This window comes from Brevibacillus brevis (genome assembly GCF_031583145.1).
Classification (GTDB): domain Bacteria; phylum Bacillota; class Bacilli; order Brevibacillales; family Brevibacillaceae; genus Brevibacillus; species Brevibacillus brevis_E.
In genome coordinates this window covers 4,850,084-4,864,096 of record NZ_CP134050.1, presented here as the reverse complement: position 1 = coordinate 4,864,096, position 14,013 = coordinate 4,850,084, and the positions used below count along the sequence as shown (strand labels likewise).

Genomic DNA, 14,013 nt, shown 5'->3' with positions numbered 1-14,013 from the left:
TTTACCATCTGGGGGAATCGCCTTCCAGCAAGGAAAGCTCTTGCGCTTTGAGCAGCGCCTGCGTCCGGTTCGTGACCCCGAGCTTGCCATAGATGCGGTGCAAATAGACCTTGACCGTGCCGACCGTATTGCCCAGCTCTTCTGCGATCCGTTTGTTGGAAGCGCCCTGGCTCAGCATGGCGACGATGATCATTTCTTTTCCCGTGAGCGGTTCGACGAGGGAAGAGGAGTGATCTTTTTTTCCTTTTTCTCTCTTCCCGGCGAACAAGTTCAGCAGTCCGTTGACGTACGTGGCGAGCGCCTTCTGGTTTTGCGGATGCTTTTGCCTTTGTTGACGGAAGGCCAGCAGCAGCCTGTGCATCTCCTCGCCTTCGTCCAGAAAGCTGCGCACGTAGCCGTTGGCTGCACCGATGGCGAGCGCTTCCTGCAATAAGGACAACGCCTCTTCCGTCTGACCGAGCCGCTGTTTGGCCAATGCTTGCAGGATCGCGATGTCCACCTGGCTGGTGAGCAGCTCCTCCCGTTTGCTCGCCAGCTTCAGCGACGGCAAGAGGAGGAGAGCTTCTTCTTCCCGCTTCTGGCTCAAAAGCAGCCGGACATAGGTCAGCACCTCCAGCTCTCTTTGAAGCGCAGGCTTTTCCCAATAGTCTCGCGGCAGCGCAAAGAGTCGTTCCTGTGCCTCGGTGACGCGGCCTTCTGCCAGGTCGATCCGGGCGAGAAACGCGTACAGCGGGCTGGTCCAGTAGTCGTCAGCCCAGACGCGGACGGTGTCCAGCGCTTCCTCCACAACGGCTCGCGCTTCGCGGGGGGACCCTTTTGCAAGCGAGAGTTTCGCTTTCGTCAACGCATGGGGCACCAGAAGCCCGGGCGTTTTCTTGTGGCGAGCCACCGGTTCGACCTGCTCTAGCAGCGCAGCGCTGTCTTCCAGCCGATTCCACTCGTAATAACCTTCTGCGAGGGCCTGCACGACGTACATATGAAACAGCGAGGATTGCCATCCATGCGCGGCGAGAATATCCGAAAACGCCTTTCCCACAAATTCGGTCTGCGGGGACAGCATGCCTTTCAGCCCAAGAGAAGACCGCCGGATGAGCGGCTCGGACGTGTTGTAATTAAAGTTGAAAAACAGCGGGTTTTCAGGCAGCCTCTCCTGAAATGTCCCCGCGTCCTTGATCCAGGCTTCGAACTGGCCGGTGGCAAAGACGAGGTTGGCTTTCACAAAAAACAGCCCGCTGGCAAATTGCTGCTGCTCCTCCGGATTTTCCACGGCGGCGCAGGCTTTTTCCAGTGCAGGAATTTCTTCTGCAGCCCGATCCGTCTGCGCAGACAGAATCAAGATGAAGGTGTACAAAAGCCTCAGCGTCGGCGAGAGAAAATCGGACGAGCGCGGAAAACGATCCAGCCAGCGCAGCAGCGTCGAAAATTCCCCACGCTGAATCAGCTGCGGGTAATGGGTCTCCAGGAGCATCGCTGCGAACGAATAGTCGGCGGCGGTCATCGCGTGATCGATCGCCTCGTCGTACAATTCCCGTTCGGCAAACGATTGGCTGGCGCTTCTGTGCAGCTCGTTCCATTTCGAAGGATCCGACTGCCGGAGCCGGCCTTCCAGAAATTCACCAAACAGATGGTGGTAGCGGTACCAGGTCTGGTAGTCGTCGAGCGGGACGAGAAAAATGTTTTGCCGTTGCAGGTGCGCCAGCATTTGTCCGCTGTCGGAGCGGTTGGCCATTCGGTTGCAGAGTGCGACATCCATTCGCGGCAAGACACATGTCGCGAGCAAAAAGCTCTGCATGTCGGAGGGGAGCCGCAGCCAGACTTCGTGCAGCAAATACTCCGAAATTTGGCGGTGGGTACCGTGGAAACCTGCAAACAAGCGCTCCGGGTCTTCCCGGTTGGTGGCGAGGGAAATGGCAGCCATCTGAAGTCCCGCTACCCAGCCTTCCGTGGAAGCCAGGAGCTGACCGATCTGGTTTGGGCCAGGTGCGAGTCCCAGCGCAAGGCTAAAAAAACGGACCGTCTCTTCTTCGGTAAAGCGAAGCTGATCGAGCGTGACCTGGCAGGCTTGTCCGTGCAGTGTCCACTTGGAGGTCGGAAAAGGCATTGCGCTTCGGCTTGCGACAAACAGATGGACGTGGAGGGGCAAATAGTCGATGAAATACGACAGGCTGGCATGAATCTGCTCATCGGCGATGACGTGATAGTCGTCCAGGAGAAGCGAGACAGGCTGATTGGCGGAATCCAGTTCGGAGAGCAGCGAGTCCAGAAAGGTGAGAATGGACGTGTGGGTAATCGCCTTCATCAACAGCTCCAACCGATCACCCAGCCCGGGGAGGCAGGATTCTGACAGGGAATGAAGCACGTATTTCCAAAACCGGATCAGGTCGTTGTCCATTTCGTCGAGGGAGAGCCACGCGGGACGCGTCGCTTGCCTGTGTGCCCATTGGCTGAGCAGGGTCGTTTTTCCGTAGCCGGCGGGGGCATGCACGACAGTCAGTTTGCATGCCAAGCCTGCATCCAGCTGCCGCAGCAGCTGATCGCGCTGTACGCTGCTTGGGCGAATGCCAGGCAACGACATTTTGGTTTTGAGCATGATGGAACGCGGGAGAGGAAGCACGATTTCTCTTTTCACGATATCCTCCGGGATGGAATTCATCATTTTCTACATTATACTGGAATTCCGGCAGCACTCGACATGAAAACGAATAAAAAGGAACGCTGTCGCTTCCATCCCGCTTTGTCCGTCTCCGTCAGTTTTTTACGAAAAATGTTTGCCGCTGCCGGACAGGCTTCAACAGGCTTCCCGCCAGACGCCAGCTAGAATAAAGCTAAAAGCTAGGGCGAGGGAGATGGATGGATATCGGAAGGTGGAGGAAGGCTGCGGCGCTGACAGTCGCGGTGCTGCTCACTGCGGCGGGAAGCCTTGTGAGCGGCGAGGTTTTTGCCAACGGCTCCCGGGTGGCAGCGGCCGAGGACCAGGCGATTCGCGTGGCTTTTGTAGGGGATATCATGCTGGACAAAAGTGTGGGGGTACAGATCGGACGACATGGGGTGGACTACCCGTTTCAAAAGACGGCCGGCTTTTTGCGTCAGGCAGATCTGGCGATTGGCAACCTGGAGACTTCGGTCAGCACGCGCGGACAAGCGGCAAAGAAAGAGTATACGTACCGCTCCAAACCGCAGACACTTCAGGGAGTGAAAAACGCAGGGATCGATGTCGTCAATCTGGCGAACAATCATTCATTGGACTATGGGATGGACGCGCTGTTTGACACGATGCAGCATCTGCGCGAGCAGTCGATCGGCTACGTCGGGGCGGGGAAAAACGAAGCGGAGGCGTTCGCTCCGTACATCCGAACGATCAAAGGAAAGCGCGTCGCGGTCATCGGCCTCTCCCATGTCTTGCCCAATCGGCAATGGTTCGCCGGAAAAAACAAGCCGGGCCTGGCCCACGCCTACTCGTACGAGCCGATGCTCACCTATGTCAAACAGGCGGTCGCGCAATCCGACGTGACCATCGCAGTCATGCACTGGAATCTGGAGTACAAGGATGTGCCTGAGCCATATGCCCGCGAGATGGCCCGCAAGCTCATCGATTGCGGGGTGGATGCGGTCGTCGGCTCGCACAGCCATTCGGTTATGGGAGTCGAGTACTACAAGGGGGCGCCGATCTATTACAGCGTCGGCAATTTCGTCTTCACCACGTCTTACAACCCGAAAGGCAGGGAAGCGATGATGGTCGAGCTGTCCTTTTCCGAAAAGGAAACGGCCTCCAAAGTCAAACCGGTCAAGATCGTGAACGGCCAGCCGGCCCCGATGGACGCTGCCAGCCAAAAGAAAATGATCGACAAGCTAAACAAACTGTCGTACCAGGTGAAGGTGGACGAAACGGGCCAGGTGAAGAATCTGGCAGTCAACTCGGCGGCAGCGCAACGATAAAGGAAGACGATTCACCCGTTTCAGAAGTGCAGCAAATCAAAACAGGAGGATTTTGCCCGATGCGATTGCCGGCGAATGCTCCTGTTTGCGTTTGCGTGGGGATTTCTCCATTTCCAAATTTGAACGGGTAATCTTCGCGGATTGCCAAGTCTGTTTGGAACGCTTATAATACTGAATAAACGTTCAGTGTTTTTGGGTGTGAATGAAATGCAAAAAAGATCGGAAGTTGGTGAAGCAGCATTGAATAAAAAAAAGCAGCAGACGGAGCAGACGAAGAAGAAGATAGCTGATGCGGCCAGAATTTTATTTGCACAAAAAGGCTATAAGGCCACATCCATTGAAGATATTGTGAAAGCTACCGGATACAGCGGCGGCAACATTTACTACCATTTCAAGAGCAAGGAAGGGCTGTTTTTACATCTCATTGAAATTTGGAATCAGGAATGGGAAGAGAATTGGCTGGAGAAAGAACATCTCTACCCGACTACGATGGATAAATTATATGGAATGGCCGAACATTTTGCGATTGATTACATGAACCATCCGCTGACCAAGGCCGCAGATGAATTCGACATGTCTGAAAAGTCTTCGGAAGTGGAGGAACGCATTAACGAAATGGTCCATGGATATATCGAATTTAACCGGCAGCTGCTGCAGAAAGGGCTCGACAACGGCGAATTTGAAATCTCGAATGTAACCGGAGTCGCCATTATCTTAGACAGCCTGATGTTTGGTTTGAATCAACACACCCGACGAATGCAGCGCGAGGAAGCGCTGGCGACTTTTCGGCTGGCAATGGATGTGTTTTTATTTGGCATCGCGAAACCATCCCGCTAGCTTTTTTTACACGCTTATCTAGAATGAGTATTCAGTGTTGTAATCTTTGATTGGAGGAAGAAACCATGGCGTTATTATTAAAAAATAGAGGAGCCCTCCTGATACTGATGTTCAGTATTTTCCTTGTTTTTACAGGGATCGGGCTTGTCATACCGATTATGCCGAAGTACATGGAGAATTTGGGGATTTCCGGGGGCGTTATCGGCTTGTTGGTCGCAGCCTTTTCGCTGACGCAGCTCCTTTTTTCACCCGTAGCTGGCCGATTGGCCGATTCATTCGGGAGAAAAAGAATGATTGTCATCGGATTGGTCGTGTTTGCCATCTCGGAAGTGCTATTTGGCGTTGCGAGTTCTCCTGTACTGCTGTTTGTATCCAGGCTGCTGGGGGGTATTAGTGCGGCATTGATCATGCCGGCCGTCATGGCTTACTCAGCTGATATGACAACGAATGAAGAACGCGCGACGGGGATGGGATATATTACCGCTGCCATTACAACTGGCTTTATTATCGGGCCTGGTATTGGCGGATATATTGCTGAATTCGGTATTCGCGTACCCTTCTATTCCGCCGCGATTGCGGGGATGATTGCGGCATGCATCACCTTGTTCATCCTCAGGGAATCCCGACCTAGTCAAGAATCGTTGTCTGACTCTGCTTCTAGTGAGCAACATCAAGGCAGCCTTCTTTCCCAGCTATGGTTTTCCTATCGGGAGCCCTATTTTTTCAGTTTGATCATTGTATTTGTCATGTCTTTCGGACTGGCTAATTTTGAAACGGTCTTTTCCTTGTTTGTGGACCATAAGTTTGGATTTGAGCCGAAAGATATCGCCTTTATCATTACATTCGGCTCCATAGCGGGTGCAGTGGTCCAGCTTACGGCTTTTGGCTGGATCATGAATCGTTTTGGTGAGCGAGCTGTCATTTCGGTAAGCCTGCTCTTTGCTGGTTTGTTTATTGTTCTGACGCTTTTTGTCCACACATTTTGGATGATTTTTGCCGTAACGTTTATCGTGTTTCTGGCGACCGATATTTTGCGACCGGCTATCAGTACCCAAATGTCGATGCTTGCCAAGGATCAACAGGGGTATGTAGCTGGTCTAAACTCAGCCTTTACCAGCCTTGGCAATATCGCAGGTCCTATCGTAGCTGGCTTTTTATTTGATTTGGATATCAACTATCCGTATGTGCTCGCAAGTATGATTTTGCTGATTTGTTTCGTCTTGTCGCTGAGATTTAAAAACAGCAAGCAGACGGATGCCAATAGGAACGATGGCGAATTTAGTCGCTCGTGACATTGTAAGCCAAACGGCAAATGGTAACCGGTTCAATTGTTGACTTCGCGGTCAACAATTGATAAGATGCCCCTATGAGTAGACCAAGAGAATTTGATGTCGACCGCGCGCTTCAACAGTCTATGGAAGTGTTCTGGGAGAGAGGCTTCAAGTCGACTTCCTATGAAGATTTGACTCGCACGACGCAAGTGAAGAAGCAGAGTCTGTATTGCGTGTTCAAGGACAAGCGGGAATTGTTCCTAAAAGCGTTGGCACTGTATCGCAAACGAAGCATAGCGATGCTGGAAGAGGTGGCCTCCCGGGAGGCGTCGCCTCTGGAGAAGCTGGAGGCTATCTGCGGCTCGATGCTGCATCAGAAGGATGAAACGTTGCGCCGGGGATGTCTCATGGTCAATTCCGCGTTGGAATTCGGAGAGGACGACCGGGAAGTCAACCGCGAAGTCAACCGCGAAGTAACGCTGATGTCCGATCAGGTCAAAGGCATTCTCGAAAAGATCATTCGCGACGGCCAGAAGCAAGGGTTCATTACGGCACGCGAGTCCAGCAAGGAGCTGGCAGTCTACCTGAACAACGTGCTTGTCGGGGCGAAGGTTATGGAGAAGGCAGGCGCTAGCCGGGAGCAGATCGAAGCGGTGCTGCGTACGTCATTTGCGCTGATCATTTCGGAGAACACTCGCTAGAGTCGGGCCATCCGAGGCGAAAGCTAGGCGTTGGTGGCGCCGTTGGAATGCTCGTTCAAAGTGGAGTGGGAGGCGGGAGGATAGCGGGGGCGATTCCGGCTACGATCCGTAGAGTCGGGATTGCTCGATCCTCTCCCGTTCCGGGCGGGCGAGAAATCAAGGAGGTGGGGCTTAGGGATTGTTCAGGGGCAACTGGGGAAAAATAAAGAGGTAGCATGTTTTTGCGCCAGGAAGGCTCATTTTTTTGTTAGATTCTTGACCTTACAGTCAATAAAAACGATAAGTAAGTTGGGAGGCTCTTATGACATACTCGCAATCCGTTCAACCCTTGTTCCAACCGTTCACAAGCGGAAATCTCTTGCTGTCGAATCGCATCGTGATGGCGCCGATGACTCGCCAATTCTCCCCGGAAGGCGTGCCGGGCCCTGATGTGGCTGCCTATTACCGCCGCAGAGCGGAGAACGGCGTCGGCCTCATCGTGACTGAAGGCACGACTGTCAATCATCCGGATGCGTCCAACCAACCAAACATACCGCATTTCTACGGCGAAGCCGCATTAAACGGTTGGGCGAACGTATTGGCTGAGGTACACGGGGCAGGCGGTCGGATCATCCCGCAGCTTTGGCATATGGGAGCCCGCGGCCAAGTCGACAGCTACACGGAAGCGGAGATCGCCGCCATCGTCCAGGCATTCGCTCAGTCGGCAGCCGAAGCCAAGCGGCTGGGCTTCGACGGCATCGAGCTGCACGGAGCGCACGGATATTTGATCGACCAATTTTTCTGGGAAAGAACGAACCAGCGGACCGACCGTTATGGCGGCGACATCCTGAAGCGCACCCGCTTTGCGGTAGAAGTCATCGAAGCGTGCCGCCGCGCCGTCGGTCCGGACTTCCCGATCGTCCTTCGTATCTCGCAATGGAAGTCGTCCGACTACACGGCGAAATTGGCGGCAACGCCGACTGAACTGGAGCAGTTCTTGAAGCCGTTAATCGAGGCGGGCGTCGATGTGTTCCACTGCTCCACCCGCCGCTTCTGGGAGCCCGAGTTCGAAGGCTCCGATCTGAATCTGGCCGGATGGGTCAAAAAGTTGACGGGAAAACCGACGATTACGGTCGGATCGGTCGGCCTCGATACCGAATTTATGAGTTTCTTTACAGAAGGCAAGGGCTCGACTGTCACCAGGATCGACGGCCTGATCGAAAGACTGGAGCGCGGTGAATTCGATCTGGTGGCCATAGGCAGGGCATTATTGGCCGATCCCGCATGGGCAAGCAAGATACGCGACGGCCGGCTCGAGGAGCTGCTTCCCTTTACGCCCGAAGCGGCGAAAACCTTGTATTAAGCTTAAGCAAAACAACGGAATGGCTAGGCTTTATTTTTCGTACGGGAGCTGTTTCTCCGTCAATGAGCGATCGGGTACCGTTCGTTCCATAAAAACAGCGGCCAGTCCAAGGCTATATGTGTAGCCTCGGACAGCCGCTGTTTCATTTGCAGGGGGTAGCCGTAACTCCAATCCAGAACATGGTATTCCACGAGAGGCAGGCTCGTCTCTCAGGAAAAAATGGCAGTTTCTTCTATATAATATATAGAAGGAACTAGCCCTCCATGATTGGCCTCCTGCGTGAAAACAGAAAGACCTCTCCCGTTTTATCTGGCCACCGAAGCATTCATGCCTTCGTTCGCCATCCGCCGCATCGTTTCTCTGCGGGTAAAGCCATACTGCTCGTAAAGGCCATGCGCGTCACGCGTAGCCAGGCTCATGTTGGTATGGGCGATGGCGGGATGGTGGACGAGCGTGTCCATTAGCCATTTCCCGAGGCCATTGCCGCGGTGGGCAGGATCGATAAACACGTCGCAGATCCAGGAAAACGTCGCGTAATCGGTGACGACGCGGGCGAATCCCACTTGCCCGGCTTCCCCGTAAATGCCAAAGCACAAAGAATGCTCCATGCTGGCGAAAACCACCTCTTTCGGGCGGTCCGAGGCCCAATACGAACCAGACAGCCATTGGAAAATCTGTTCCCTGTCCAACAACTCCTTTATATCACTGATGGAATAAGGTAATAGCTCGTGATTTACTTTCATCTGTACCCCTCCTATATCCACTTTACACCCGATATATGATCCAATATACTGAACATTACCAGATATAAAAACAGTGAAAATTCACTTCTGTACCCATACAGACCTCGAGAGGAGATGGGGGATGGAAAACAAATACGAAATTGTGAAAGCGCTTTTAAAAGAGCAGCTGTTGTCGAGCGCGATCAAGCCCGGGGAAAGGCTGCCTTCGATCCGCGCAGCATCCGAGCTGTGGTCATGCAGCAAGAATACAGCGATCCGCGCGTATCAAGAGCTGGAGAAGGAGCATTTGATCTACTCCGTTCCCAAAAGCGGCTACTACGCGGTCTTGCGCTCGCCCCAGGGGAAGGAGCAGGGAGAGGAGTGGATCGACTTTTCTTCCGCCAGCCCTGCTGCGGATGTGATGCCGTACAAAGATTTTCAGCATTGTTTGAACCGCGCGATCGAGCTGTATGAAGACCACCTGTTTTCCTATTCGGACCCGCAAGGCTTTTTTACATTGAGGCGGGCGCTGGAAGGGCATTTGGCGAAGTCGCAGGTGTTTGCCGCACCTTCGCAAATCTGCGTCGTGTCGGGTGCGCAGCAAGCCCTTCATCTTCTCGCTTCGATGCCGTTTCCGAACGGCAAGAGCGCTGTGCTCGTGGAACAGCCCACGTTTTCCGGGATGCTGCGCTCCCTCGATCTGATGGGCGTCACCGTGCTCGGCATTGAGAGGACGATGGACGGCATCGATCTGGATGAGCTGGAGCGGCATTTTCGCAACAATCACATCAAGTTTTTCTATACGGTTCCCCGCTTTCACAATCCGCTCGGAGCGAGCTACACGACTGAGCAAAAAAAGCGAATTGCCAAGCTCGCCAAGCAATATGATGTCTATATCCTGGAAGACGACTACCTCGCTGACATGGAGACGGACGGGAAAGCAGACCCGATCTACAGCTACGATGACGCGGGCAAAGCCATCTACGTCAAAAGCTTTTCCAAGATCATGCTCCCCGGATTGCGATTGGCTACGGTCGTCCTTCCCGCTTCGTTGATGGAGACGTTTCGCCTGTTCAAAGCGTCCAGCGATTCCAGCACGGCGGCACTGTCCCAAGCCGCGCTTGAGCTGTATTTGAACTGCGGCATGTACGACCACCACGCTTCGCTGGTGCGCGAACGGTACACCATGCGGATGCAGAAGCTGGCCGAGTGCGCCGAGCGCTTGCTGCCGCCGCCATTTCACCTGCGGACCGGCAGAGGAGGGATCTTTTCCCGATTGGTTCTGCCGCAGGAGATCAGCCTGCACGATCTGATCACAGCCCTTCACTCGCAAAAGGTGCGGGTCGTGTCGACCGAGCACAACTACCTGCGGACGTTTCCGAGAGAGAATGGCCTGCGGCTCAGCATTATTCAAACAGATCCGGCGAAGGTCGAAAAAGGAATCGGAATGATAGCAGACACGTTGTCCGAGCTGCAAAGCAGCCAAACTAGAGGCAGGCATAACATCATGAATTGGATATGACTGGCTATGGTGAATAATCAAAATCTTTGGTATTGACACCATAGTTACAAAAAATCTACAATGGATTTATATTAGAAACTATGTTTTGTATATAAAACATTAGAAACGCAAAAAGGCGAGTTTCCAGCAGAATGTGGCTTGGGTTTACAAGGCGGTAAAAGCAGAACTCGCTTTTTTTTAACAGATTGCAGAAACAGTGTTTTGTATGCAAAACAATAAAGACGATCAAGAGGTGAAAACGATGCTAGGTATCACCCATTTGCGTCACATCAGCTTGTTCACACCGGTACTTCAGGAACAGGCGGATTTTTACGAAAAGATTTGGGGATTGGATAAGCTGCACGAAGACGAAAACAACGTCTATTTCCGCGGAGCCGGCTCCGAGAACCACATTCTGCATTTGCAGGCGGGAGAAAAGCGCGGACTGCATCACATCGCCTTTGGCATGGTCGACAAGAACGCCGTGGATGCGGCAGCGGAAAAGCTGAGAGAACTTGGAATTCCTCTGATTTCCGAGCCAGGTTATCTGGACGAAGCCGGCGGCGGCTACGGGCTGCGCTTCCTCGATCCGGAAGGCCGCTGCATCGAGCTGTCCTGTTGGGTGGAGATCCACACGAAGGACTGGAGCAAGAAAAACGTCGATCCGATCAAGCTCAACCACGTGGTGATGAACACCAAGGACATCGATATGATCTGCGACTTTTACACGAAGGTGCTCGGCTTCAAGGTAAGCGACTGGAGCGAGCATCAGATGGTGTTCCTGCGCTGCAACAAAAACCACCACTCGATCGCCTTCAACCAGGATGAGCACGCATCCGTCAACCACATCGCCTATGAAGTGGAGAGCGTGGACGAGGTCATGCGCGGCATCGCCAATGTGCGCAAGGCAGATGTCGAGCCGATGTGGGGACCTGGACGCCACGGCCCGGGGAACAACATCTTCTGCTACTTCCGCGATCCGGCAGGCTACGTCATGGAGTACACCTGTTACCTGACTTCGATCGAAGACGATGAGAAATGGCAAGCGCTGGTCTGGAAGCGCGTACCGCATTTGATGGACCAATGGGGCATTGCCGGTGGACCGCCGCCAGGGGCGCGCGCATCCATGAAAGGCGACCCGGACGAGGGCTGGGCAACCAGGCTCGTCGGCAAAAAATAAGCTTGCGGAAAGTGGGGAAACCGATGGATTTGGGACTGAAAAATAAAGTCGCGGTAATCATGGGCGGAACGTCCGGAGTCGGGCTCAAGGCGGCGGAAATGTTTTTGCAGGAGGGCGCGAAAGTAGCGATCTGCGGACGGGACCAACAGCGGATGGAAGGAGCGGTCGCTCATCTCGCCCCCTTCGCTCCTTCTGAGCACGTGTTCGCCGAAACCTGCGACGTGACCAACAAGGAAGACGTGACCCGGTTTATCGACGGGGCGGCGGAAACATTCGGAGGCGTGGACATTCTGGTCAATGCGGCCGGACAAAGCGTCATGGGATACTTCTTCGACATTACCGACGAACAGTGGAGACAGCAGATCGACCTTAAATATTTCGCGATCATCAACGCCGTTCGCGCGGTGCATCCTCATCTGCTGAGGCGCGGCGGGGGACGAATCATCAACATCAACGCGACGCTGGCAAAAGAACCGGAGCGCCACATGGTGGCCACGGCAGCGACTCGCGCCGGTCTGCTCAATCTGAGCAAGACGCTGTCGCACGAGCTGGCACCAAACAACATTCTGGTCAACTCGGTCAGCCTCGGCCTGATCGCGACCGATCAATGGGAGCGCAGACGGATGAAGAACGCGCCCGAGATGGATCCGCAGGAATACTACAACGATTTGGCCAAGAAGCGCAATATTCCGCTTGGCAGAGTAGGGCAGCCGGAAGAAGTCGCGAGCGTCATTCTCTTCCTGGCTTCCGAGCAGGCAAGCTATGTATCCGGATCGACAATCGAAGTTGCGGGAGCTTTGGGAAAAGCGCTGTAAAGGAAAAGGCGGGATAAAACATGACAACCAATGCACAAATGGAATTCACCACGGCTGACGCTGTCGTAGCGGAGCTCGTGCGTGCCGGAGTAGAAGTGGTTTTCGGTGTGGTCAGCATTCACAATATGCCGATTTACGATGCGCTCTTGCGCGAAGGAAGCATCCGCATCGTATGCTCTCGCGGCGAGAGCGGCGCAGCCAACATGGCGGACGGCTACGCGCGGGCGACCGGCAAGCTGGGCGTCGTCATCACCAGCACGGGAAGCGGAGCGGGCAACGCGGCCGGTTCCCTCGTGGAAGCCTGGGCGGCAGGCACTCCTGTTCTGCATCTGACCGGGGAAGTTTCCTCCAAGTATTTGGGGACAGGCCGTGGATACATTCACGAGTGCAAAGACCAGCTCTCGATGATGAAGGGCTGCTGTAAAGAGGCGTATCGTCTCCGCAAGCCGGAGCAAGCGGCAGCAGTCGTGCGTGGGGCCATCCAGATGGCGACGACGGCGCCACGCGGTCCGGTATCGCTGGAGATTCCGATCGACTTCCAATCCGCGATCATTCCAAACAGCGTGATCGAAGCGGTTAAACCGGCTGTCGTGCAGGAAGCGGCGCCGTTTATCCCAGCGGAGGTAACCAAGCTGGCAGCCTCTGCCCGTCGTCCCGTGATCTGGGCAGGCGGCGGCGTCATCTCCTCGGAAGCGTCCGCCGAGCTGACCAAGCTGGCCGAGCTGACCGGTGCTGCTGTCATCACCAGCCAGTCGGGGAAAGGCTCCATTCCGGAAGACCACCCGCAGTGCATCGGCCATTTTGCGGCGTATGAAGACGTACGGGAACTGTTGAAGAATTCGGACCTCCTGATCAGCGTCGGCGTTCGCTTCCGCGGAAACGAGACGGCCAACTGGAAAGTGACGGCTCCGGAGGCGCACATCAGCATCGATGCGGACTGGAGCGCATTCAATCGCAACTACGAGATTACGCACGGACTGTTGGGAGAAGCGAAACCGATCCTGAGCGCCTTAAACGAAGCGCTTGCCGCGCAAGGCGTGACTCCGGATGCAGCCTATGTAGCCGAAGTGAAAGCCGTCCGGGAAAAAATCCGCGGCATCCTCCGCGATACGCTCGGACCGTATGAACAATTTGTAGACGGCATGCGCAAGGTGCTGCCGAGAGACGCCATCCTGGTACGGGACGTGACGGTACCGGCAAACGTATGGGGCAGCCGTCTGTTTGAGATTTATGAGCCTCGCACCTCCATCCACGCATCGGGCGGCGGGATCGGCCAAGGGCTGCCGACAGCGCTCGGCGCACAAATGGGCCAATTGGACAAAGTCGTCGTGCTGATGGCGGGAGATGGCGGCTACATGCTGAACGTGGGTGAAATGCCTGTAGCCGTTCAGGAAAACCTGCCGCTGATCGTCATTCTGTTTGACGACGCTGGCTACGGGGTGCTCCGCAACATTCAGGATGCGGCGTACGGTCGTCAGGTCGCTGTCGATCTGGTCAGCCCGGACTTCGTGCTGCTGGCGAAATCGATGGGCTTCGAAGCGAATCGCATCGGCTCGCCGGAAGAGTTCGTAGCCGAGCTGGAAGCGGCAGTGGCGCGCAGAAAGCCGTCGATGATCGTCGTGGACATGAATGCCGTCGGTCCGATGGCCAAGCCGTTTGGAGGCCCTCCGGGAGCAGCGGATGCGTTCAAACCGAAAAAACTGTAAGG

Annotated in this window: 11 protein-coding genes; 9 read left to right on the top strand and 2 right to left on the bottom strand. The window is 54.7% G+C overall.

Going from position 1 to position 14,013, the window contains the following annotated elements:
* Position 1: 1 nt before the first annotated feature.
* Positions 2–2,629, bottom strand: coding sequence for a winged helix-turn-helix domain-containing protein (locus tag RGB73_RS24195; protein WP_310765314.1), 2,628 nt, complete (start codon positions 2,627–2,629; stop codon positions 2–4).
* 221 nt (positions 2,630–2,850) lie between these two features.
* Here RGB73_RS24195 and RGB73_RS24190 point away from each other — a divergent pair, with 221 nt between their 5' ends.
* The 5 genes from RGB73_RS24190 (at position 2,851) to RGB73_RS24170 (ending at position 8,087) form a co-directional block, all read left to right on the top strand.
* A complete protein-coding gene (locus RGB73_RS24190) occupies positions 2,851–3,936 on the top strand; it encodes a CapA family protein (protein ID WP_310765313.1) in 1,086 nt (361 codons plus the stop codon).
* A gap of 240 nt (positions 3,937–4,176) precedes the next feature.
* A complete protein-coding gene (locus RGB73_RS24185) occupies positions 4,177–4,773 on the top strand; it encodes a TetR/AcrR family transcriptional regulator (RefSeq protein ID WP_310774517.1) in 597 nt (198 codons plus the stop codon).
* Positions 4,774–4,838: 65 nt separating this feature from the next.
* Positions 4,839–6,065 (top strand): MFS transporter, encoded by a 1,227-nt coding sequence (locus RGB73_RS24180; RefSeq protein WP_310765312.1) that lies wholly within the window; start codon positions 4,839–4,841, stop codon positions 6,063–6,065.
* A 74-nt stretch (positions 6,066–6,139) separates the two neighbouring features.
* Complete coding sequence (locus RGB73_RS24175) at positions 6,140–6,745, top strand: TetR/AcrR family transcriptional regulator (protein ID WP_310765310.1); 606 nt, start codon at positions 6,140–6,142, stop codon at positions 6,743–6,745.
* A 301-nt stretch (positions 6,746–7,046) separates the two neighbouring features.
* Entirely contained in the window at positions 7,047–8,087 is a 1,041-nt protein-coding gene (locus RGB73_RS24170; RefSeq protein ID WP_310765309.1) for an NADH:flavin oxidoreductase, read from the top strand.
* A gap of 305 nt (positions 8,088–8,392) precedes the next feature.
* On the opposite strand, the gene RGB73_RS24165 is transcribed toward RGB73_RS24170, so the two are convergent.
* The gene (locus tag RGB73_RS24165; protein WP_310765308.1) at positions 8,393–8,830 is read right to left on the bottom strand and encodes a GNAT family N-acetyltransferase; all 438 of its coding nucleotides are present in this window, start codon (positions 8,828–8,830) and stop codon (positions 8,393–8,395) included.
* A gap of 121 nt (positions 8,831–8,951) precedes the next feature.
* Between RGB73_RS24165 and RGB73_RS24160 the strand changes: the two genes are divergently transcribed.
* The 4 genes from RGB73_RS24160 to RGB73_RS24145 all read left to right on the top strand — a co-directional run bounded on the left by RGB73_RS24160 (position 8,952) and on the right by RGB73_RS24145 (position 14,011).
* Positions 8,952–10,331, top strand: a complete 1,380-nt coding sequence (locus RGB73_RS24160) for an aminotransferase-like domain-containing protein (protein ID WP_310765307.1) — start codon at positions 8,952–8,954, stop codon at positions 10,329–10,331.
* Between the two features lie 241 nt (positions 10,332–10,572).
* On the top strand, positions 10,573–11,490 hold the full coding sequence (locus tag RGB73_RS24155) for a VOC family protein (protein WP_310765306.1): 918 nt from the start codon (positions 10,573–10,575) through the stop codon (positions 11,488–11,490).
* 23 nt (positions 11,491–11,513) lie between these two features.
* Positions 11,514–12,305, top strand: coding sequence for an SDR family oxidoreductase (locus tag RGB73_RS24150; RefSeq protein ID WP_310765305.1), 792 nt, complete (start codon positions 11,514–11,516; stop codon positions 12,303–12,305).
* A 20-nt stretch (positions 12,306–12,325) separates the two neighbouring features.
* Positions 12,326–14,011, top strand: coding sequence for a thiamine pyrophosphate-binding protein (locus RGB73_RS24145; protein ID WP_310765304.1), 1,686 nt, complete (start codon positions 12,326–12,328; stop codon positions 14,009–14,011).
* Positions 14,012–14,013 lie beyond the last annotated feature (2 nt).

What these genes read in the sequence shown, in the direction of transcription:
- RGB73_RS24190 (WP_310765313.1), top strand. Translation starts at nt 2,851, where the DNA reads ATGGATATCGGAAGGTGGAGGAAGGCTGCGGCGCTGACAGTCGCGGTG.
- RGB73_RS24180 (WP_310765312.1), top strand. Translation starts at nt 4,839, where the DNA reads ATGGCGTTATTATTAAAAAATAGAGGAGCCCTCCTGATACTGATGTTC.
- RGB73_RS24175 (WP_310765310.1), top strand. Translation starts at nt 6,140, where the DNA reads ATGAGTAGACCAAGAGAATTTGATGTCGACCGCGCGCTTCAACAGTCT.
- RGB73_RS24170 (WP_310765309.1), top strand. Translation starts at nt 7,047, where the DNA reads ATGACATACTCGCAATCCGTTCAACCCTTGTTCCAACCGTTCACAAGC.
- RGB73_RS24165 (WP_310765308.1), bottom strand. Translation starts at nt 8,830, where the DNA reads ATGAAAGTAAATCACGAGCTATTACCTTATTCCATCAGTGATATAAAG.
- RGB73_RS24160 (WP_310765307.1), top strand. Translation starts at nt 8,952, where the DNA reads ATGGAAAACAAATACGAAATTGTGAAAGCGCTTTTAAAAGAGCAGCTG.
- RGB73_RS24155 (WP_310765306.1), top strand. Translation starts at nt 10,573, where the DNA reads ATGCTAGGTATCACCCATTTGCGTCACATCAGCTTGTTCACACCGGTA.
- RGB73_RS24150 (WP_310765305.1), top strand. Translation starts at nt 11,514, where the DNA reads ATGGATTTGGGACTGAAAAATAAAGTCGCGGTAATCATGGGCGGAACG.
- RGB73_RS24145 (WP_310765304.1), top strand. Translation starts at nt 12,326, where the DNA reads ATGACAACCAATGCACAAATGGAATTCACCACGGCTGACGCTGTCGTA.